21 protein-coding genes are annotated in these 19,939 nt (G+C 43.0%); 12 read left to right on the top strand and 9 right to left on the bottom strand.

Translation table 11 applies throughout. The features are described from left to right. Positions 1 to 185 precede the first annotated feature (185 nt). Positions 186 to 329, bottom strand: coding sequence for a hypothetical protein (locus C1E24_RS20920; RefSeq protein WP_171040822.1), 144 nt, complete (start codon positions 327 to 329; stop codon positions 186 to 188). A 227-nt stretch (positions 330 to 556) separates the two neighbouring features. Here C1E24_RS20920 and C1E24_RS07130 point away from each other — a divergent pair, with 227 nt between their 5' ends. Further along, the gene (locus C1E24_RS07130; protein ID WP_138480100.1) at positions 557 to 1,375 is read left to right on the top strand and encodes a diacylglycerol/lipid kinase family protein; all 819 of its coding nucleotides are present in this window, start codon (positions 557 to 559) and stop codon (positions 1,373 to 1,375) included. A 61-nt stretch (positions 1,376 to 1,436) separates the two neighbouring features. On the opposite strand, the gene C1E24_RS07125 is transcribed toward C1E24_RS07130, so the two are convergent. After that, a complete protein-coding gene (locus tag C1E24_RS07125) occupies positions 1,437 to 2,225 on the bottom strand; it encodes a YggN family protein (RefSeq protein WP_138480098.1) in 789 nt (262 codons plus the stop codon). A gap of 271 nt (positions 2,226 to 2,496) precedes the next feature. Here C1E24_RS07125 and C1E24_RS07120 point away from each other — a divergent pair, with 271 nt between their 5' ends. Together C1E24_RS07120 and C1E24_RS07115 are read left to right on the top strand one after the other, a co-directional pair. Continuing rightward, positions 2,497 to 2,679, top strand: coding sequence for a PA3496 family putative envelope integrity protein (locus tag C1E24_RS07120; RefSeq protein WP_138480097.1), 183 nt, complete (start codon positions 2,497 to 2,499; stop codon positions 2,677 to 2,679). 145 nt (positions 2,680 to 2,824) lie between these two features. Continuing rightward, positions 2,825 to 3,472 (top strand): cytochrome b/b6 domain-containing protein, encoded by a 648-nt coding sequence (locus tag C1E24_RS07115; RefSeq protein ID WP_138480095.1) that lies wholly within the window; start codon positions 2,825 to 2,827, stop codon positions 3,470 to 3,472. 74 nt (positions 3,473 to 3,546) lie between these two features. Here C1E24_RS07115 and sthA read toward each other — a convergent pair whose 3' ends face one another. After that, positions 3,547 to 4,935, bottom strand: coding sequence for a Si-specific NAD(P)(+) transhydrogenase (sthA, locus tag C1E24_RS07110; RefSeq protein WP_138480105.1), 1,389 nt, complete (start codon positions 4,933 to 4,935; stop codon positions 3,547 to 3,549). Positions 4,936 to 5,017: 82 nt separating this feature from the next. Beyond that, complete coding sequence (locus C1E24_RS07105; protein WP_138480093.1) at positions 5,018 to 6,145, bottom strand: acyl-CoA desaturase; 1,128 nt, start codon at positions 6,143 to 6,145, stop codon at positions 5,018 to 5,020. Positions 6,146 to 6,248: 103 nt separating this feature from the next. Here C1E24_RS07105 and fabR point away from each other — a divergent pair, with 103 nt between their 5' ends. The 7 genes from fabR (at position 6,249) to C1E24_RS07070 (ending at position 13,170) form a co-directional block, all read left to right on the top strand. Further along, positions 6,249 to 6,875 carry an HTH-type transcriptional repressor FabR gene (fabR, locus tag C1E24_RS07100; protein ID WP_058028411.1) on the top strand — a complete coding sequence of 209 codons (627 nt, stop codon included), beginning with the start codon at positions 6,249 to 6,251 and terminating at the stop codon, positions 6,873 to 6,875. 445 nt (positions 6,876 to 7,320) lie between these two features. Continuing rightward, the gene (gene leuA / locus C1E24_RS07095) at positions 7,321 to 8,868 is read left to right on the top strand and encodes a 2-isopropylmalate synthase (RefSeq protein WP_138480091.1); all 1,548 of its coding nucleotides are present in this window, start codon (positions 7,321 to 7,323) and stop codon (positions 8,866 to 8,868) included. Beyond that, positions 8,865 to 9,941, top strand: a complete 1,077-nt coding sequence (gene leuB / locus C1E24_RS07090; RefSeq protein ID WP_138480089.1) for a 3-isopropylmalate dehydrogenase — start codon at positions 8,865 to 8,867, stop codon at positions 9,939 to 9,941. The genes leuA and leuB overlap by 4 nt, the downstream gene beginning before the upstream one ends. A gap of 51 nt (positions 9,942 to 9,992) precedes the next feature. Further along, positions 9,993 to 11,393: a 3-isopropylmalate dehydratase large subunit gene (leuC, locus tag C1E24_RS07085; protein ID WP_138480087.1), complete on the top strand. Its 1,401-nt coding sequence runs from the start codon at positions 9,993 to 9,995 to the stop codon at positions 11,391 to 11,393. Then, a complete protein-coding gene (leuD, locus tag C1E24_RS07080) occupies positions 11,393 to 11,992 on the top strand; it encodes a 3-isopropylmalate dehydratase small subunit (protein ID WP_138480085.1) in 600 nt (199 codons plus the stop codon). The genes leuC and leuD overlap by 1 nt, the downstream gene beginning before the upstream one ends. Positions 11,993 to 12,071: 79 nt before the next feature. Beyond that, positions 12,072 to 12,662: a hypothetical protein gene (locus C1E24_RS07075; protein ID WP_138480083.1), complete on the top strand. Its 591-nt coding sequence runs from the start codon at positions 12,072 to 12,074 to the stop codon at positions 12,660 to 12,662. Positions 12,663 to 12,753: 91 nt separating this feature from the next. Beyond that, entirely contained in the window at positions 12,754 to 13,170 is a 417-nt protein-coding gene (locus C1E24_RS07070; RefSeq protein WP_138480081.1) for a globin family protein, read from the top strand. 15 nt (positions 13,171 to 13,185) lie between these two features. Here the strand turns inward: C1E24_RS07070 and C1E24_RS07065 are convergent, their stop codons facing one another. The 5 genes from C1E24_RS07065 to C1E24_RS07045 all read right to left on the bottom strand — a co-directional run bounded on the left by C1E24_RS07065 (position 13,186) and on the right by C1E24_RS07045 (position 17,243). Beyond that, entirely contained in the window at positions 13,186 to 13,545 is a 360-nt protein-coding gene (locus C1E24_RS07065; RefSeq protein ID WP_138480080.1) for a hypothetical protein, read from the bottom strand. Between the two features lie 52 nt (positions 13,546 to 13,597). Beyond that, complete coding sequence (locus tag C1E24_RS07060) at positions 13,598 to 13,978, bottom strand: hypothetical protein (RefSeq protein WP_138480078.1); 381 nt, start codon at positions 13,976 to 13,978, stop codon at positions 13,598 to 13,600. Continuing rightward, complete coding sequence (locus C1E24_RS07055; protein WP_138480076.1) at positions 13,978 to 15,687, bottom strand: S41 family peptidase; 1,710 nt, start codon at positions 15,685 to 15,687, stop codon at positions 13,978 to 13,980. The genes C1E24_RS07060 and C1E24_RS07055 overlap by 1 nt, the downstream gene beginning before the upstream one ends. An 88-nt stretch (positions 15,688 to 15,775) precedes the next feature. Then, positions 15,776 to 16,408 (bottom strand): endonuclease, encoded by a 633-nt coding sequence (locus tag C1E24_RS07050; RefSeq protein WP_138480074.1) that lies wholly within the window; start codon positions 16,406 to 16,408, stop codon positions 15,776 to 15,778. A gap of 127 nt (positions 16,409 to 16,535) precedes the next feature. Beyond that, positions 16,536 to 17,243 (bottom strand): hypothetical protein, encoded by a 708-nt coding sequence (locus tag C1E24_RS07045; RefSeq protein ID WP_138480072.1) that lies wholly within the window; start codon positions 17,241 to 17,243, stop codon positions 16,536 to 16,538. 242 nt (positions 17,244 to 17,485) lie between these two features. Here C1E24_RS07045 and C1E24_RS07040 point away from each other — a divergent pair, with 242 nt between their 5' ends. Continuing rightward, positions 17,486 to 17,866, top strand: coding sequence for a hypothetical protein (locus tag C1E24_RS07040; protein WP_138480070.1), 381 nt, complete (start codon positions 17,486 to 17,488; stop codon positions 17,864 to 17,866). A 256-nt stretch (positions 17,867 to 18,122) separates the two neighbouring features. Further along, on the top strand, positions 18,123 to 19,937 hold the full coding sequence (locus tag C1E24_RS07035; RefSeq protein WP_138480068.1) for an assimilatory sulfite reductase (NADPH) flavoprotein subunit: 1,815 nt from the start codon (positions 18,123 to 18,125) through the stop codon (positions 19,935 to 19,937). The last annotated feature ends 2 nt before the right edge of the window (positions 19,938 to 19,939 follow it).

Below are 19,939 nucleotides of genomic sequence, written 5' to 3'. Positions count from 1 at the left end.
CAACCACTCAGCCATCTCTCCATGGGCAAAGATAATACTCAGCGATTATGCTGCTGTAAATAGCTTTTGATTTGTTTGCCTAAAAATTAACCTAAAATTAAAGAAAAAATTCTTTTTTTTAGCTTAGATAGCCACATCGGTTAAATTGTGTATAGTGAAATCAAAAAGATAAGCGCTTTAAACGGTTACTTATATTGAGCCATATGAGCTGTTGACAGTTTTTGCGCGCAGACTGCAAAAAGAGACTGCCAGCTAAAGCTTGGCTTTTTAATCGTTGATTTCTTTAAGCGAGGTTGCGTGTTGCTGCACGCCGCAGCTGTCTGGATCATGATGAGCTCCTAAGTTATGTAAGTGAGTAATGCTTGATTGAGTGTATTTTGCATTCGATTTGATTAATTTAAAAACAATAAAAATTGCTGTTTTCGGATAATTTTTTCTAATGAATTGTGTTTTATATTATTATTCTTGAATAGTTATTCTTTTCTATTTTTAATGGTTTAAGGGCTTTCTCGCTTCTTTGTGAATAATTATTTAATAAGCTAGGTTAATTAATTTTATGCTCGTTGTTGTAAAACCAAGTGATTCGCCTTTTATTCAGGCGCAGGTTAAATGGTTAGAAGAAGAATTTGTAAAAAGAGGGCTTAAAAATCAATGGTTTTTTACATCAGGATGTTTTGAAACGGATGTCATCACTATTCAGCAAAAGCTAGCAGATGTAGAAACGGTTATTGCTGTTGGTGGTGATGGTACATTACATTTGGTCGTGAACGCATTGGTGAACTCAACTGCTGCGCTTGCTGTGCTACCAGCCGGCACGGGTAACGACTTTGTTAGACAGTTCGGGTATTCTGAACAGCAATGGCGAGCATTGGTTTTTTCTGAATCTTTTAGGTTATTAGATTTAGGTAAAATCAATCAGCGCTTTTTCATTAATGTTGCAGGCATAGGGTTTAATGCTGCAGTTGTAAAAGATATGAATACGTTCCAAATTCGTCATAAGCTGAGCTATATTTTTGCGGGCATTAAGCACCTGTTTGGCTTTAAACACACTTCAACACATGATCCTTCTTTAATGCGTGTATTTGCAAATGGTCAGTTTTTTGCTGCAGGCCTAAAAGTAGCGCCGAGTGCTAGGGTTGATAATGGCAAGCTTTTAATGTTGCACTTTAAAGCTGAGTTTTTATTGAGTCGGCTATGGAGCTTTCTGTTGGTGTTAGTGCGTCAGCATGAAAAGTCATCTCATCTTGAAGTGAGTGAGTTGGTGGAGTATAAAATTTCTGAACCTGATCTGTTAATTGAAGCTGATGGTGAAATGATAGGAGAGACACCCGCAGTCGTTAAAGTCTGCCCTGGTGTTCTTAAGATGAGGCTATAAAAAAGAGCTGACATTAGTCAGCTCATTAAGGGAGATAATTAATACTGTGATTTAATAATGCTTACTTAGATTTGAAGTTGAAAAGCTGGTAGCCATTCATTGCAGGGATTTGCGCAACTAAATCAGTTTCTGCATTTGCAATACCTTCAAATTTTTCGCATAAGCCATTTGCTTGTTCTTCAATTTGTTTTGCTTGTAACTGAACTTTCTCTTCAATTTCTTTACCCATGTTTTCCATGCGCGCTTCAAAGTTTTCCATGTCGCCGCCTGAGCTGACCATTTCAGAACCGACCATCATTAAGATACTGCCGATTGATTCCATCATGGCTGACTCGACGGCTTCTTCTATGTGAGTTTCAAAGTGGTTATCAAAGTTTTCTCCGAACTCATGAAAGGTCTTTTCGCCCATGACAAATGCACCTTGTTGATAGAAGGTATCACTGATCTCAACGTGTAGTTCATCCATCAGACCGTTAAGAGACTCTAGTCCTTGTAGGTTGAACGCTTGCGCTACTTCATCCAATGCAACACCAGCAAGCTTTACGCCGTCAAGAGCGATATTTGCTACTTGTGGTAGTTGTACTCTGAGTGAATCTGCATAATTTGCTAGGGCTGCTTTTTGATCATAGGTTAGGGTGATTGCTTGTCCATCAACATAAAGCTCACCATAGCTGTCAATCGTTAGTTGTTTATTATTCTCTGCAGTGATCTGTAGTTGATTCGGCGTGATGCGAACATCATTCTGGAAATCGACTTGGCACTGGTCGCTGCTAATTTGAATACCATGATCTTCATGTGCGATTGCTGAAGTACTTAAAATTAGCGTTGTTGCTAGCATAAACTTTTTCATAATTATCATTCCTGTTGATAGACTCGATGATTACTTATCAAGATGAATGCCAAAAATTAAAGTTATTTAAATTCATATTGTTACGTGTTTTTGTTTTCTTTTTGTAAGTGTGCTTATAGCTAAAATAAAAATAAAAGTGGTTTATTTAACCAATTATTACGATTTTTAACATTGTGGTCTCCATGCAAAGTGACATCGTAAAGTTTGCAAACCTAAAAAATCGAGCTAATTATTAATTCAGTATTGTGCTTATAGTCATGAGGTTGTCACCATGCGTAATTCCTTTTCTGAAGATGCGCCTATTGATGATGAGTTTGGTGCGGAGTTAGATGATTTAAATACAGAGTCTTCTAGCATTCAAAAGCGCCGTGCTCGAAAAAGGTTAGAAGATTATTTTGAACAAAAGCGCTTACGCGAATGCTTAGGTGATGATGAGTTTGGGGATATTGATTAAACAAAACGGGCTGTTTTTAGCTAAGTTTCTTCGCTTAAGTCAAAGTCAGGGCTAGAAGTAACTCTGCGTTAAATCTCAACTATCTAGACACGCTCCCGCAGTACGTCATAATGGTGCGCATGGCATAAAATAGTTTGAGATTAATATGGGCAAAGTTAAGGTTTGGGATGGCTTTATTCGAGGCTTTCACTGGTTGTTGGTCATTGCGTTAGGTGTGCTCTATATCAGTGGAGAAGAAGGCTGGTTAGAGTTGCACTTTGTTACAGGTTACTTGTTGTTAGCATTGATGTTAGCCCGATTAATTTGGGGTGTAATTGGTAGTGAAACAGCTAGGCTAAGCAAGTTGATTAATCATCCTACAAAGGTTGTTAATGCATTAAAAGGCAAAGAAGACAGAGTTGGCCACAATGCCGCAGGCAGCCTGATGGTTGTGCTGTTTTTTGTGTTGATCCTTCTACAACTCGTCACAGGGTTATTTACCACAGACGATATTCTTGTTGATGGTCCGTTAGTTCAGTATGTCAGCTATGATCTTGTTGAGTTAGCAGGATCAATACACCACAGTAATATCGATTTTATAATTGCCGCAATTGCATTACATATCTTGGCTATCATTGCCTATCGTTTTAAAGGTAAAAACCTCATCAAAACGCTTTTAACAGGAACCGTAGAATCAAGCTTGCAACAGCCAAAAATGAAGGCTGGTTGGATAGCTTATATCATCTTTGCTCTGTTCGCTGCGGTATTAATTTTCTTGTGGGGTATGGAGCCTTTAAGTCAATTGATGGGATAAGCCAAAACTTGAGTGAATAAAAAACCCGATAAACTCAGTTTATCGGGTTTTTGCATTTTTATGTGGTGAGTTACTTAGTCACTCAAGCGGTTTAAGCCATTTAACGCTGCTACACGATAGGCTTCTGCCATGGTTGGATAGTTAAAGGTGGTATTAACAAAGTATTCGATGTTATTACCCGGGCCCTTTTGTTCCATAATTGCTTGGCCGATGTGAACGATTTCTGAGGCGCGCTCACCGAAGCAGTGAACACCTAAAATCTCTTTAGTTTCTGAGTGGAATAACAGCTTCAAGCTACCCACTTGTGTGCCTGTGATCTGCGCACGCGCAAGGTGCTTAAACTGGGCTCTCCCGACCTCGTAAGGGATTTTAGCTGCTGTTAGCTCTTGCTCTGTTTTGCCCACTGAACTCATTTCAGGAATGGTATAAATACCTGCAGGAATGTCATTGATCAGCTTCTCGCTACAACCACCTGAAACAATGGCTTTGGCTGCGATACGGCCCTGGTCAAATGCAGCACTGGCTAAACTTGGGTAACCAATCACATCACCAACGGCATAAATGTTATCGATTTCGGTTTGGTAGCTATCGTTAACTTTTAATTGTCCACGGCCATCGGCTTTTAGGCCTACTGCGGCAAGATTAAGCTTATCCGTATTACCGGTTCTGCCATTGGCAAATAAAATGCAGTCGGCACGTACGCGTTTTCCTGATTGCAGATGAAGTACGACGCCGTGTTCATGTGGTTCAACTTTAGCAAATTCTTCATTGTGACGAATAACAATGCCGCTATTCCAGAAGTGGTAACTTAGCGCATCAGAAATCTCCGCGTCCATAAACGCCAGTAATCTATCGCGGGTATTGATCAAATCAACTTTAGCACCAAGCCCTTTAAAGATAGAGGCATACTCACATCCAATAACACCGGCACCATAGATTAAAACGCGCTGAGGGTCATGCTCTAGGCTTAAAATGGTGTCACTGTCATATATTCTAGGATGAGAGAAATCGACACCAGGTGGACGGTATGGGCGTGAACCCGTGGCAATCACAATAATCGGTGCCGTGATAACTTCATAAGAGCCATCTGTATGAGTCACCTTAATTGAGTAACGGTCAATAAAACTGGCATCACCTTGAAATAACTCAATGCGGTTTCTGTCATAAAAGCTGCTGCGCAGATTTGATTGCTTAGAGATCACATTACTGGCATGGCTAAGAATATCGCCAAAGGTTAAACGCTGCGGCTTTTCAGTGAGGCTGAAAAGTGGGTTTTGTTTGTATTCTATTAAGCGACTAACAGAGTGTCTGAGTGCTTTTGAAGGAATAGTGCCCCAATGAACGCAGCCACCACCAACCGCTTTATGGCGTTCGATAACGGCAACCCGTTTGTGGCTTTTAGATAGATTCATGGCGGCACCTTCACCGCCAGGGCCTGAACCTATAATAATGGCGTCATACATAAATGACGCCGGCTTGTCTGTATTTGATTCTGCTTTTTGTTTGGCCACAGCCCCTCCTCAACTTGCGAGTTGGCTATCACCGTTAGGCGTTCGATAATAGCCTTGCATTTAGTGCTAACCATGCTTGCTTTTGCGCCTGCCAAGCCGCTTCTAGCTCTTTGTATTGCTTGGCAATTGCCGAAGTATCACATTGCTCACGCATGGAATCAGCTTTTGCTTCTAATAATTGCTTTTGTGCCGCACAAAAGGTTTGTAACTTTTTTAGAAGCAAATCATATTCTTGTTGTAACAATGTAAGCTGATCTTGGGCTAAAGGCAATTTTGCCAGCTTAACTTTAGTCTTAAGTAACAAGGTTTCAGCTTTGGCTTTTTCTATACGCTCGACTGGTGTGCGTTTAAGTTTGCTGGCAAGGCCAACCGCCGCAAATGCACGGATCATCCATTTTGTTGGGTCGTAGTGGTACCAACGAATGCCATTGCGATAGTCACTGGCAAAAATATGGTGGAAATTGTGATAGCCCTCACCGTAGGTGAACAACGCTAAAAAGCCATTATCACGGGCGGTATTTTTTTCGGTATATGGGCGAGAGCCCCAAATATGCGCCAGTGAGTTGATAAAGAAAGTAAAGTGCTGACTCAATACCAGTCTTAACACACCCGCCAATAACAACATACCAATAATGTCACCAAACAGTGCACCTAGCAGTAATGGAATACCCACATTCGTTAGTAACACAAGTTTCATGTAATGACGGTGTTGAAACATCACGATAGGGTTGCGTTGTAAGTCTCTAGCATTGCTGTAGTCGCCATAGTTTTTACCTTGGTAGTCACGCAACATCCAACCAATGTGGCTATACCAAAAGCCATTGGTTGCGGCATAAGGGTCTTTAACAGGATCATCGACTTGACCATGATGAACACGGTGATCGCTACTCCAATGTAATGCGCTATTTTGCAATGCGAATGCACCGCCTAGTGCAAACACCCATTGCACTGCAGGGTGAGCTTCATACGTTTTATGCGCCCATAAGCGATGGTAACCCGCGGTGATTGATAAACCGGCATAAAACATACATACAACAAAAGCTACCCAAGTGCTGGTTTCAAAGCCATGGGTTATTCCATACCACGGCACTAGGGTAATGGCTGCCAAAAATGACAGGGCAAAAAACAAAACATTTGTCCAAATGAGAGGGGGTTTTTTCATCTTAAAAAATCTCAGCGTACACTTGTACGCTAAAATAGTATTTCATTCTCATCACGTCAAGTATTAGACTGCACAAGTTATCGATAAACTCTAGGGAGAAAATATGTCAGGTGTTCGTGCACAACAAAAACAAAAAACCCGACAAGCCTTGATTGTAGCTGCATTTAACCAGCTCAGTGCGGAGCATAGTTTTTCTAATTTGAGTTTAAGAGAAGTGGCAAGAGAAGCGGGCATTGCACCAACTTCGTTTTACCGACACTTTAAAGACATGAATGAACTCGGTTTAACCATGGTTGATGAAGCGGGTTTAACACTGCGTCAACTGATGCGCCAAGCACGCCGTCGTATAGCGAGTGGCGGCAGTGTGATCAATACTTCTGTGCTGACTTTTATGGAGTTCATCGATACGTCGAGTAACCAATTTAGATTGTTGTTAAGAGAGCGCTCAGGCACATCAAAAGCATTTCGTGCTGCAGTCGCACGCGAAATCCAACATTTTATTTTAGAGCTTGCACATTATTTAGAAGCCGAAACACCCTGCGATGCGAATCATGCTTATATGCAAGCAGAAGCCATGGTGACCTTGGTATTTAATGCTGGTGCAGATGCACTTGATCAAGACACACAACAACGAGAAGAATTAACCGAGCGTCTGATTTGGCAGTTGCGTTATATCGCCAAAGGCGCGAATCATTACGGCACACATCAAGTAAATTCAAAGCCTTCATAAAAAAATCATATAAAAATTAATCTACTCGATTGTTTACTGTTCAAATTTAAAAAGACCCTTAATTTTTATGTTTAAGGGTTTTTTTATTCTCATTTCAAACTCAATTTGCTTTTTGGTTTCTCTGTCAATTCTGTTTTTGCTGCTTTGTTGAATTGTTTATGCTTGATTTCAAGTGTGTAGGCGTGTTAAAAATCGCATCAGTTACAGCATAAATACAAAACATGCAGATTAAGAAATGAAAAAGTTCACACAATTGTCACTGCTATTAAACCTCTTACTGATCAAGTATCGGTGTGGGGCGGTGTGCGTGTGAAATGCAGCATAACGAAAACCCCGCACATTGCGGGGTTTTTTGTTTTTGCACTGTTATCTAAAGACTGACTAAAACTATTTGCTTATAGCGATGGTGTTCAAAGGGCGATACAAAGGGGTGAGGAGCTAAGGTATGAAAGATAAGGTTTGGATTTTCGATACAACATTAAGAGACGGTGAGCAGGCGTTAAAGGCGAGCTTAACTGAAGATGATAAAGTACAGCTTGCACATGCCATCAGCCGCCTTAATGTGGATGTCATGGAAGTTGGTTTCCCGGTTTCAAGTCCTGCAGATTTTCGTGCAGTACAGCGCATCGCCACTGAAATTAAAGGCCCTGCGATTTGTGGTTTAGCCCGGGCTGTGGCAAAAGACATTGAAGCTTGTGGTGAAGCATTACGTCCAGCAGAGCAAAGCCGTATCCATACCTTCATTGCAACCAGCCCTTTACACCTTGAACACAAGCTACGCATGAGCCTAGATGATGCGACTGCAATGGCGGTAAAATCAATCAAGTTAGCCCGAAATTACACCGATGATGTGGAGTTTTCGTGTGAAGATGCCGGCCGTACTCCGCATTGGGATTTATGTCGTATTGTCGAACAAGCGATTAAAGCGGGCGCTTCAACCATCAACTTACCTGATACCGTGGGCTATGTGACGCCTGACGAGTATGCGGCGATGATCCATCATTTAATGAATAACGTGCCAAACATCGACCAAGCGCGTCTAAGTGTGCATTGCCATAACGACTTAGGTTTGGCGGTAGCAAACTCGATTGCTGCAGTACAAGCTGGTGCACGACAAATCGAATGTACGATTAATGGTATTGGTGAGCGAGCGGGTAACTGTTCGTTAGAAGAAGTGGCGATGATCATGAAGATGCGTCACGACTATTTAGGTGTTTACACCGATATTCGCAGCGAAGAAATTTACCGCGCGTCGCGCCAAGTTGAAACCATTTGTAATATGCCTGTGCAGCCGAATAAGGCCATTGTCGGCGAGAATGCCTTTGCTCACAGTTCAGGTATTCACCAAGATGGCGTGTTAAAAGCACAAAACACCTACGAGATTATGGCCCCAGAAATCGTGGGTGTACCAAACAACCAATTAAATATGACCTCGCGTTCAGGTCGCCATGTCATTGAGCATCGCTTAGAAGAATTAGGCTATCAAAAGTCTGACTATGACATGGATAGCTTATATGAAAGTTTCTTAGCGCTAGCGGACCAAAAAGGCACGGTCTATGACTATGACCTAGAAGCCATGATCTACTTTAATCAGATCAGTGATAAAGACGAAACCTACCAACTTGAGTTTGTAAACTCAGCGTCAAATTCACAATCAGTTGCCAGTTCGACCATTGGCATGACTGTGGGCGGACAATCAAAGCAAGAAGCTGCCACAGGTAATGGTCCGGTCGAAGCCTCATTCAAAGCCATTGAACGCATAACGGGTATGGCAGTTGAAGTGATTGAATACAACTTAGATGCCACAGGCCAGGGCGCGAGCTCGCTTGGTCAGGTAAATATTATTGCGAAATACGATGGCCGCCAATATCACGGCGCCGGTCTTGCTGCCGATATCGTAGAAGCTTCAGTACGCGCCATGATCCGCGTATATAACTTAATTGACAGAGCACAAAAAGTGTCTGACTTAAAACAACAAAGGAAAGCAGGATGAGCCAACAAAGTTACCAAGTCGCCGTTTTAGCTGGAGATGGCATCGGCCCTGAAGTCATGTCTGCCGCCGAGCAAGTATTAGATGCGGTGAGCGCTAAGTTTAATTTTACGCTACAACGTGAGCACCATGCCATTGGCGGTGCTGCCATTGATGAATTTGGTGCGGCGCTTCCTGACTCTACTTTAGCGGCGTGTGAAAAAGCGGATGCCATTTTATTTGGCTCAGTAGGTGGCCCTAAGTGGGAGCATTTACCACCGAACGAACAGCCAGAGCGTGCATCTTTACTGCCACTTCGTAAGCATTTTGGTTTGTTCTGTAACTTGCGCCCAGCACAGCTATTACCTGCACTGAGCGCCGCGTCTCCTCTACGAGCAGATATCAGTGCGCAAGGCTTCGATATTTTATGTGTACGTGAGTTAACAGGCGGTATTTATTTTGGTGAAAAAGGCCGTGAAGGCGAGGGGGCGAGTGAAGCTGCATTCGACACGCAACGTTATTCTCGTGCTGAAATTGAGCGCATCGCGCGTTTTGCTTTCGAAGCAGCGCGTTTACGCAGTAACCATGTTACGTCAGTAGACAAAGCCAATGTATTGGCATCAAGCGTACTGTGGCGCGAAGTTGTCACCGAAGTGAGTAAAGACTACCCAGAAGTGACGCTTGATTATATTTATGTAGACAACGCAGCAATGCAGCTGGTGAAGCAACCAAGCCAATTTGATGTATTACTTTGCGACAATTTGTTTGGTGATATTTTGTCAGATGAATGCGCCATGATCACAGGCTCAATGGGTTTATTACCCTCGGCCAGTTTAAACCAGTCAGGCTTTGGTTTATATGAGCCTGCTGGCGGTTCAGCGCCAGATATTGCAGGTAAGGGCATTGCAAACCCGATTGCACAAATTCTGAGTGCAGCACTCATGCTACGTTATTCTCTTGGGCAAGATGAAGCGGCACGCACTATTGAGAAGGCTGTGGCAGAGGCTGTTGCTGCAGGTGTGGGTACACCAGATATCTACCCTCAAGGCGGTTACACCACACAAGATGTAGCGCAAGCAATCGTTTCACGTATTTAATTTTGGCTGATGGCTGCACCGTCATGCAGCCAAGATAAGAGGATGTAGCAAGTGGCTCAGACCTTATACGATAAAATTTGGCAATCTCATGTGGTTGCACAAATCAACGAACAAACCGATTTACTTTATATTGATCGTCACTTAGTACATGAAGTGACATCACCACAAGCATTTGCGGGGCTGCGCGAGAATAACCGCAAAGTACGTTGCCCTGAGAAAACTTTTGCGACCATGGATCATAATGTTTCGACCAAGAGTCGTTCGCTAGATGCCGCAAGTGAAGTGTCAAAAAACCAGTTAATGGCGCTAGCACAAAACTGTAACGACTTTGGTATTGAGTTGTATGACTTAAACTCGATTAACCAAGGCATAGTGCATGTCATGGGTCCTGAACAGGGGATCACCTTACCGGGGACTACAATTGTATGTGGTGATAGCCACACCTCAACACACGGTGCATTCGGTGCGTTAGCACATGGTATTGGTACTTCTGAGGTAGAGCACGTATTAGCAACGCAAACGCTACAGCAGAAAAAAGCTAAGTCGTTGAAGATCCAAATTAATGGTGTGCTGCGTCCAACCGTGACCTCAAAAGATTTAATTCTAGCTGTGATTGGCAAGTTAGGTACCGCTGGTGGTACGGGCTATGTGGCAGAGTTTTGTGGCGAAGGCATCGAAGCGTTGTCGATGGAAGCGCGCATGACGCTGTGTAATATGAGCATCGAAATGGGTGCCAAAGCGGGCTTAATCGCGCCAGACGAGACAACGTTTGCGTATCTTGAAGGGCGTCCGTTCGCACCAAAAGGAGATGATTTCAAAGCTGCTGTTGAATATTGGCAGACACTGAAATCAGATGAGAATGCGCAGTTTGATTTAGTGGTTGAACTCGATGCGCAAGACATTCAGCCACAAGTGACTTGGGGCACAAGCCCAGAGCAAGTTATTGGTATTGATGAACTAGTGCCAAACCCAGACAAAGAAGCCGATTTAATCAAAGCAGATGCCATGCGTGCAGCCTTGAAATACATGGGTCTTGAAGCGGGCCAGAAGTTATCTGATGCAAAAGTCGATACCGTATTTATCGGCTCCTGTACCAACAGCCGCATTGAAGATTTGCGTGCGGCAGCTGAGATTGTCAATGGCAAGCAGGTTGCGACTGGTGTTGAAGCCTTGATAGTACCGGGTTCAGGCCTAGTCAAACAGCAGGCAGAGCAAGAAGGCTTAGCAGATATTTTTAAAGCAGCTGGATTTGAATGGCGTGAGCCAGGCTGCTCTATGTGTCTTGCAATGAACGATGACAAGTTGGGTTCTGAAAAGCGCTGTGCGTCGACCTCTAACCGTAACTTTGAAGGTCGTCAGGGCCGTGGTGGTCGAACTCACTTAGTGAGTCCTGCGATGGCGGCAGCAGCGGCGATAGCTGGTCACTTTACAGATATTAGAGGAGCGGTGTAATGGCGGTTTATCATCAAGGTTTATTGGCACCTTTAGACAAAAATAACGTCGATACCGATCAGATCATTCCAAAGCAGTTTTTAACTTCAACCAGTCGTGACGGCTTTGATAAAGCGCTGTTTTATGACTGGCGCTATTTAGATGATGGCAGCGCAAATCCTGAATTTGTGTTAAACGCAGAATGTTATCAAGGCGCTTCGGTACTTCTGACACGTGATAACTTTGGTTGTGGCTCATCTCGTGAGCATGCGCCTTGGGCATTAAAACAGTATGGGTTTACTGTGATCTTGGCGCAAAGTTTTGCAGATATTTTCTTTAACAACTGTGGTAATAACCAGATGTTGTGTATCGCGCTATCGGCAGACACATTAGATAGCCTGTTTGCGATTGCAGAGCAGCATCAAGATATTCAGGTTGAAATCGATTTAGAAAGTCAACAGATCCGCAGTCAGTATTTCGATGCCATCGACTTTGATGTGCGCTCAGATATTAAAGCGCGTTTATTAAGTGGCTTAGATTTTATTGGTGAGACTGAGCAATTGAATGCGCGAATTGATGCGTTTGAAGCTAACTTAGCCGCTGAACGCCCTTGGCAGTAAAGCTAAGTTAATCTCGTTTTTTTGCATCTAACCAGAGAGCTGACTACTCTCTGGTTTTTCTTTTTTTAGGACAAGCATAATGAAAAAAAGCCTAGCCGTTCTTGCACTACTTATTAGTGGCTCAGCCATCGCGCGTCCAGCGCCATTGGTATCAATTCCAACCCATGATGCATTCTTCGATAAAATTGCGGCGCATTGTGGTAAAGCGTATCAAGGAAAAGTAACGCTGGATAACCAAGGCCCGAGCAAGTTTAATGAAGCTAAACTCGTGATGCATGTGCGTCGTTGTGACGAAAAAAAACTGCAAGTGCCTTTTCATGTAGGAAAAGATGCGTCTCGTACTTGGATCATCACCAAAACCGGCAGTGGCTTGAGTTTGAAGCACGACCACCGTTTAGAAAACGGCGACGATGATCCGTCAACCATGTATGGCGGCCATACCGTTGATGCAGGCTTTGCAAACGTGCAGTCTTTCCCTGCTGATCAGTATTCAAAAGAGTTATTTGTGAGCCAAGGTATTCCTCAGTCAATGGGCAACACTTGGCAAATGTACATTTATGACGATAAGTTTACTTACCGTTTAGTGCGTGAAGGTCGCGAGTTTAGAGTTGATTTTGATTTAACGAAACCGATCACACCGCCAAAAGCACCTTGGGGTTATAAAGACTAGTCTTTATTCGCTTTTTGACACTATTGCGACTAGCTTTAGAACTATCGTGATGGTGTCGAATGACTCGGCATCTGCCAACTAGAGGTCAGTTATGTCGATCACCGATAGGCAAAAAAAGCTAGTACAACGCAGTTTTGTTCAAATAGAGCCCCATGCAGAAGAAGCCGCAGCGCTTTTCTATCAAACACTGTTCCAATACGATCCGTCACTCAAGCAGCTATTTAAAAGTGATATTAAAAGCCAAGGGCAAAAGTTAATGATGACCTTGCGCGTGGCAGTGAGGGGGCTTGATGATATAAATGCGCTGGTGCCCGTAATTCATCAATTGGCTGAACGGCATGTGGGGTATGGGGTGCAGGCCAAAGACTTTACTCCAGTAGGCAATGCGCTTTTATATACTTTAAAAATGGGGTTAGGGGATGCTTGGACGCCTGAATTGCGCCAAGCATGGGTTGATACGTTTCGAATGATTGCAACCGTGATGAAGGCGCATGCTTTTAATCGCTAAGCGCAGTAAAGTTTATTATCTGGGCACGCATTTTACTTCGGCTTGCAGATCTGGCTGATAAGCGCGAGGGTGAGTGGGTAATCTTTCAAAGTCTTGCACACCTTTTTGTAAGGTCAATTGTGCATTCATGCCTTGGCAAAGCTTTTCTGAGTGCCTTAATAGAAATACGCTCTGTCGGGTGAAGTGTGCATAATCATCTGAGCGGATCTTTAAGAAGTAGTGGTCATCGCTGAACTTAGTTTGTTCATAATGGATTTTGTGATCAAAGTCATATACTTTTTCAGGCTTCCCGAGTGGTGTCGGTGTATGATGACAAGCGGTGAGCAGTCCGCCTAGTGCCCCAACAGCCAATAATTTAATCCATTGTATTTTCATAACAATCCCAAAGTTGATGAATTGGCGAGATCCATACGCCTCTAAAAGCAGACTATTCTACCATGGGCTGGCAAGAAACGCTTTTTAGTAATACAAACTGCGCAGTCTTAGGGTAGAAAAGCACACAGCCTGTTTCTCTTAGTTGTAGCACAAATCGCTGAACAGTCAGTGAATGTGCACCTAGAATTGGGTTTCCTGAATCATCGGTTGAGCGGCCATGTTCTAGCAATAATTCGTTATTGTTCATAAAAGTGGTATCAGACAACAGCGGTGCGATTCCGCCTTTTAGTGAAACGATGGCTTGCTGTAATTCCGCTTTCATGGTCGGGGTGGTGTGTTTTATAACCGCTGGAATAGGCTTTGTTGGTTGGGTGTGTGCACACCCAACCAACAATGTTACGCCCAAAAGTAGGGTAACGAGTCTGCAGTGCATTACTGCTCTTTCACCTTAATATCAACCATGCTATTGCGCATTGGGTGGAATGGCTGAGCGATATTAAGGCTGTCATCTAACACTGTTTTCTGCATGCTTGGCGCACGGTTAGCGGTTTCTTTTGCAACTACAGGACAAGCGCCAGTTTCAATATGTGTTAGCGCCGCAGCGAGCATACCTTCTTGCTTGTCACCAAGCTGTTTAGAGAAGTCATCCGCAATATTACAGCCTGGTACTCTCGCCGATAGGCCTGCTTCAGAGTTTTCGTTTTCGACTGGGATAAAGCCGTCAGCATAGTCACCGAACTCTTTGGCGTTTGCGCCTTTAAATTGTACTGTATAGTAAACTTCGCCACAGTTTGGAGTTGGAGTGAAGCCATATGGTTTACCACAGGTTTGTCCACCAATCAGTACCACATTCACATCGATACCGCGCAAGCCATTGATCAATGATTCACTGGCAGAGCAAGTGCCTGCACTTGAAAGTATATACACAGTATCTAGGCTTACACTTGGTAAGATTTGGTTAGTGTATACGCTCGCGTTCCAATCAATTTTGCGATTTTCAAAGGTATAATAATCTTCTTCAGTGCTAGCCGCTTCAATTTTGTCATTGCGCAGCGTACGACTGAACACCTTTGCATTATTTTGCGCGCTCTTAGCTGCTCCGTTGTTTTCACTTGCTCGTGTTTGCTCTTCACCGGCTACCATGTAACCAAGCTGAGCAGACATCACAACTAAACCGCCACCGTTGTAGCGCATGTCGAGTACAAGCTCATTGATGTTTTCATCTGAAAACTGCTGGAATGCTGTGACGAGTGGATCTTGACCAACAGAAATAAATTGGTTGAATTGTACATAACCTACTTTTTTGTCAGCGTGCTCTATCACTTGTGCATTTTGAACAGGGGTTGATTGCACATCACCCGCCGTCATTACAATCTCTATAGGATTCTCTTCACCTTCACGCTGAATAGTAAAGGTGTGTTCTTCACCAGCTTTAGGCAGTAAACCTGCATTTAGTTTATCTACACCAGCCGAATCAGAGGTATTTATATCTGTGCCATTAATGGCTATAACCGTGTCACCTCGAAGCAGGCCTGCTTTGTCAGCTGGAGAACCGTCTTGTGTGAAAGCAGCTCTAAGCACGCGAGGCGGGGTGGTACTAATGAACGCCCATCTTACGCCATAACCAGATACCACGCCCGATTGCGCTTCTTTTTTAAAGTCATCGTAACTTTCAGAATAATGGAATTGGTCTTTTGCCTTGTCTGAATCGGTAATCGCGGTCGTTTTTAACTGTGCGAAATACTCACCGACTGAATCAAATGATTTAGGATCGTTGTCTTCTACTTCGTCATACCAAAGATAAGTTTCGTTGGTATATGAGCGTAAAAACATTTTTTCATGCATGGTAGTACCGGCTTTATCAGGGTACGGTGCATTTTCATATGGGTCTGTGCCAGTACGAGGTGTTTCACATTGGTTTACAAAAGAGCTCGAAGGATCGTACTTATTTAGCGTCCAAGTTGGCTCTGTTACCGTTCCACCTGTACTTCCTGTACTTCCTGTACTTCCTGTATTTGTTGAAGGCGTTGTAGGTGTTGCTGTTTGTTGATTATCGTTATTTGAGCTACCACCGCCACAACCAGCCAATACTGTTGCAGATAAAGCAAGCGCAATGCTGAAGCTTAATGTATTTAGTTTCATAATATATTCCTATCACATCGTGTGTGATCAAAATACCAACAAGTGTTTGTAAACACAATTGGTACAACTTGATAAAGCGAGTTTAATGCTAATTGTACCCGTCCTTTTTTTGCCAAGTTGTAAATAATTGTTGCTGTTTTTTAGATAACTTCAAGCCATAGGTGCTTTGCATATAAAAATAAGCATCCGCAATACGCTTTTTGGCAAAATCAGGCGGCTCTACTGTGCGTGCCTTAAAATCGACTTTAACAGGGCAAGCACCGTGCTTTAATGCAGTATTAGGCAACATACCAAAACGATAATTACTTCTGTCGCCGTTTATTTCACCAATAGTGGGCGCTAAATTGTTAATATCAGCTTCCATTTTGCGAAATTTAGCACTGACTTTTCTACAGTTTTTCCTACCACCATCTTGCCAGCATTGTAGCTGGTGGCCAAACTCCCAAGCTGAAACAATGTGCTCCCATTCAATACGCGTGGCGCGGCTATTTGGTTTGCCTGCATGGGTGTAGGGTTTTCTAGGTTCATAACCACAACTGTTTGCATCAGGAATAAGTTTTTTGCCTTGGCGTTTGATCTTACAGCCGCAATAAAGCGTGGTGGCATCTTGAGGTAAGGTTTTATTGAGGTGTTTTTTTGCTTGTGAAAAGCTTGAAAATTCTTTGCCAAAAGTTGGCGGGCTCAGCAACAGCAAAGCCATTAACGCGAATAGCGGGCGCATTTCTCTCACCTAAGTGGACTACAGAAAAATGCACTATATCACCGCAATAAAGGCTTTAAAATTATCTTGTTGATTGCAACGGTTTTTACAAAGATTCACGCCCTAAAAATATAGGGCGCATGTTCCGCTAAGCTGGTTTTTGTCTGCGCTTGCGCCAAGGTGGTGCTTGAAATAATAAGAACATACCAGAGAGACAAAACAACACACTGACGACAGAGAAGCTAATGAGTAGTGGGTTATTGAAGTCTTCTCGTTCGTCATAATCCATAATGTGTAGCATCCAGAAAAAATCAAAAATACGCCAAATGGTGCTTCTTACTGTAATGATTTGCCCGCTTTGCGCTTCTAAATAGAGTGTCGTACTACACCAGTCGTTGTAAGTGACTGCCCAGACGTTTTCTCTATAGCCAATTTCTCTTGGGCCTTTAGCTAACAATTGAACTGCATTGATTTTGCCATTGCCTAAATAGTGGGCATCGGCCTGTCTTCTAATTAAAGATTCATTTGGTGCTGCAAGCGCTTCACCTGTTCTGCCGTTAAACCAAGTCGTTTTATCAGCTTGCACTTTAATGATGGGTATCTCTAATAGGTGTTTGAAAGCAATGTTTGAGAGTGCATCTTGGCTTTTTGTAATGATATTCAAATCAGTTGAGTAATCGGCTCGCTTAAATGGATTATCGAGCTGACGGTGAGCTAAGTGTTTGCCATGTACTTTTTCAAGCGGAATGGCGCTCATGACAAACCCGCCTAATAACCAAGCGAATATTTGAATAGCGAGTAGGTAGCCAAGCCATTTATGTATTTTTCGAATGGGTTTAAATGCTGTTTTTGTCATTATTTTTATCCAAGCAAATGAGAAAAGTGCTCAGTGTACCTAAAAAGGTTTTTCTGTCACTGCGACAAATTGTCTCAGCCTAAAAGTCGTATTAAATCTTGTTTAGTAGATAAGAACAATATTTGTTCAGTTTTAAAATGCCTTAGCGGTAGCAACCATTCGGTGAGTTAGTTACACTTGTCTATATTAAGTATCGCTTTGTTACACCTTAAAAAATATAGCTTAAAAAGAGAACAGTCATAATGTCAGAAATCCAATTCTTAAATGTAGACCTAGAGCTTGAATCAAAACAGGATATTAGTGTCTTGGTAGACGATTTAAAGAAGAAGGCTATGGTGCTGCACTATGATAAAGACGACTATCGTCATTTAGCACGCATTGAAGCAGATGCTGATGTGGTAAGCCCTGATAAAGCGATTAATCATCTATGCGAGCTCATTGAGTCTTGTTCTAAAAGTGCGCTTAAGCAATGGTTATCGTGTTCTAAGCGTACTTTTGATATTGGCTTTAACTCGGGCGCTGCACCTAAGTGCTTTTCTCAGCCAATCAGTGCCGATACGCTACTGAGAATCTCGGCGATTGGCGCTGGAATTGAAATCACCATTTACCCGGTTGAAAGTTAAGCTAGCATTGATTTAACAAAAAACGCGATTTTGGGTTTCCAAGATCGCGTTTTTTTGTTTTCGAGCAGAATTTTTTTAAAACTGTTTTTAATGGTGTTTTTGCTCTTTGATAACCAAATGGAATAACAAAGCAGATCTAATTCTTTATCCTTGGTAACGCAAATCAGTATGCTTCAGCCTTAGAAAACCTTACTTCGAGTAGAAGTATTTCAGCAAGCAAACTAAGCAGACGGTTTAGGGTTAGGGGATAGATTCCATGTTGTTAAGTCAACTTAGTGCCGCGGCAAGCCCGCTGACACAAGAGCAAGTGCAAAAATTACAAGGTTTAGTGGCCGAGCTAAACCCAATTCAGCAAGCTTGGGTAAGTGGTTACCTAGCTGCAAATGCAAATACAGCTGCATTAAGCGGTGTAGTGGGTGGTCAAGCGCCAGCTGCAGGCGAAGCGGCAGCACTCACCATTCTATATGGTTCGCAAACTGGTAATGCTAAAGGCGTTGCTAACCAGCTAAAAGCAGCTGCAGAGGCGAAAGGCCTGGCGGTTAAGCTGGTGAACATGGCTGACTACAAACCTGCTCAACTTAAGAAAGAAAAGTTTATTGCTGTCGCTGTTTCTACTTATGGTGAGGGTGAGCCGCCAGAAGACGCTGAAAACCTACACGCGTTCTTAGCATCGAAAAAAGCACCTAAACTAGATGGCGTTAAAGTAGCGGTTATCGGCTTAGGTGATTCAAGCTACGAATTCTTCTGCCAAACGGCGATTGATTTTGAAGAGCGCTTTAAAGCACTAGGTGCAGAAACGGTTGTTGCTCGCGCTGACTTGGACGTTGATTATGAAGACCAAGCATCAGCTTGGATCGGTGGTGCAGTTGATGCATTCGAACCTGAGCTAAAAGCACAGTCACAAGGTTCAGCACAAGTTATTCCTATGGCTGGCTTCGGTGCAGCACCAGCACAAAGCCAATACACTAAGCAAAACCCATTTGCGGCTGAGCTAAGTGTGGTACAAAAGATCACAGGTCGCGATTCAACGAAAGACGTACGTCACATTGAAATCTCACTAGAAGGCTCTGACATTACTTACCTTCCGGGTGATTCTTTAGGTGTTTACTTCTTAAATGACGAAGCACTTGTTGATGAAACGCTAGCACTATTAAACATTGATGGCGCAACTGAAATCACTTTAGGTGAAGAAACGCTATCAATTCGTACAGCGCTTATTGAAAAGCTAGAGCTAACTCAGTCTTACCCTGGTTTCGTTGAAAAGTACGCACAAGCAACTAACAACGCTGAGCTATTAAAGCTAGTTGAAGACAAAGCAGCGATGCGTGAGTACATCGAAGCGCGTCAAATCTTCGATATCATCAAGCAAAACCTAAGCGATATTAGTGCACAAGACCTAGCGAACAGCCTACGTAAGTTACAAGCACGTTTATATTCAATTGCTTCAAGCCAAGCTGAGGTTGAAGAAGAAGTGCACTTAACTGTTGGTTTAGTAGAGTTTGATGCCTTTGGTGAAAAACACTTTGGTGGTTGTTCTGGTTACCTTGCACACCGTGCAGAAGAAGGCGTACAAGTTAAAGTATTTAGCGAGCATAACGACAACTTCCGTTTACCAAGTGATGATAACACGCCAGTTATCATGGTAGGCCCAGGTACAGGTATCGCTCCATTCCGTGCATTCTTACAAGAGCGTGATGCACGTGAAGCTGAAGGTGAGAACTGGTTATTCTTCGGTAACCCACACTTCACGCAAGATTTCTTATACCAAGTAGAGATCCAAGGTTATGTGAAGTCTGGCCTACTAAACAAAGTAGACCTAGCATTTAGCCGCGACCAAGCAGAAAAAGTATACGTGCAAGACAGACTTCGTGAGAAAGGCGAAGAAGTATTTGCATGGTTAGAAAAAGGTGCACACTTCTATATTTGTGGTGACGCTAACCGCATGGCGAAAGACGTTCACCAAGCACTTATCGACATTATTAAAGCCCATGGTGGCAAAGATGACGAGCAAGCTGAAAGCTACCTAAAAGAGCTTCGCAGCAACAACCGTTATCAAAAAGACGTGTACTAGTA

The organism is Pseudoalteromonas phenolica (assembly GCF_005876835.1).
Classification (GTDB): Bacteria; Pseudomonadota; Gammaproteobacteria; order Enterobacterales; family Alteromonadaceae; genus Pseudoalteromonas; species Pseudoalteromonas phenolica_B.
Note: the sequence above shows the minus strand (reverse complement) of the source record. Positions and strands in the feature narration are given on the sequence as shown.

Excerpts from the sequence above, each read along its gene's own strand:
- C1E24_RS07045 (WP_138480072.1), bottom strand. The coding sequence starts at position 17,243 with ATGACAAAAACAGCATTTAAACCCATTCGAAAAATACATAAATGGCTT.
- C1E24_RS20920 (WP_171040822.1), bottom strand. The coding sequence starts at position 329 with ATGATCCAGACAGCTGCGGCGTGCAGCAACACGCAACCTCGCTTAAAG.
- C1E24_RS07035 (WP_138480068.1), top strand. The coding sequence starts at position 18,123 with ATGTTGTTAAGTCAACTTAGTGCCGCGGCAAGCCCGCTGACACAAGAG.
- C1E24_RS07040 (WP_138480070.1), top strand. The coding sequence starts at position 17,486 with ATGTCAGAAATCCAATTCTTAAATGTAGACCTAGAGCTTGAATCAAAA.
- C1E24_RS07125 (WP_138480098.1), bottom strand. The coding sequence starts at position 2,225 with ATGAAAAAGTTTATGCTAGCAACAACGCTAATTTTAAGTACTTCAGCA.
- leuD (WP_138480085.1), top strand. The coding sequence starts at position 11,393 with ATGGCGGTTTATCATCAAGGTTTATTGGCACCTTTAGACAAAAATAAC.
- C1E24_RS07105 (WP_138480093.1), bottom strand. The coding sequence starts at position 6,145 with ATGAAAAAACCCCCTCTCATTTGGACAAATGTTTTGTTTTTTGCCCTG.
- sthA (WP_138480105.1), bottom strand. The coding sequence starts at position 4,935 with ATGTATGACGCCATTATTATAGGTTCAGGCCCTGGCGGTGAAGGTGCC.
- C1E24_RS07115 (WP_138480095.1), top strand. The coding sequence starts at position 2,825 with ATGGGCAAAGTTAAGGTTTGGGATGGCTTTATTCGAGGCTTTCACTGG.
- C1E24_RS07130 (WP_138480100.1), top strand. The coding sequence starts at position 557 with ATGCTCGTTGTTGTAAAACCAAGTGATTCGCCTTTTATTCAGGCGCAG.
- C1E24_RS07070 (WP_138480081.1), top strand. The coding sequence starts at position 12,754 with ATGTCGATCACCGATAGGCAAAAAAAGCTAGTACAACGCAGTTTTGTT.
- leuB (WP_138480089.1), top strand. The coding sequence starts at position 8,865 with ATGAGCCAACAAAGTTACCAAGTCGCCGTTTTAGCTGGAGATGGCATC.
- C1E24_RS07050 (WP_138480074.1), bottom strand. The coding sequence starts at position 16,408 with ATGCGCCCGCTATTCGCGTTAATGGCTTTGCTGTTGCTGAGCCCGCCA.
- C1E24_RS07075 (WP_138480083.1), top strand. The coding sequence starts at position 12,072 with ATGAAAAAAAGCCTAGCCGTTCTTGCACTACTTATTAGTGGCTCAGCC.
- C1E24_RS07120 (WP_138480097.1), top strand. The coding sequence starts at position 2,497 with ATGCGTAATTCCTTTTCTGAAGATGCGCCTATTGATGATGAGTTTGGT.
- C1E24_RS07055 (WP_138480076.1), bottom strand. The coding sequence starts at position 15,687 with ATGAAACTAAATACATTAAGCTTCAGCATTGCGCTTGCTTTATCTGCA.
- fabR (WP_058028411.1), top strand. The coding sequence starts at position 6,249 with ATGTCAGGTGTTCGTGCACAACAAAAACAAAAAACCCGACAAGCCTTG.
- leuA (WP_138480091.1), top strand. The coding sequence starts at position 7,321 with ATGAAAGATAAGGTTTGGATTTTCGATACAACATTAAGAGACGGTGAG.
- C1E24_RS07060 (WP_138480078.1), bottom strand. The coding sequence starts at position 13,978 with ATGCACTGCAGACTCGTTACCCTACTTTTGGGCGTAACATTGTTGGTT.
- C1E24_RS07065 (WP_138480080.1), bottom strand. The coding sequence starts at position 13,545 with ATGAAAATACAATGGATTAAATTATTGGCTGTTGGGGCACTAGGCGGA.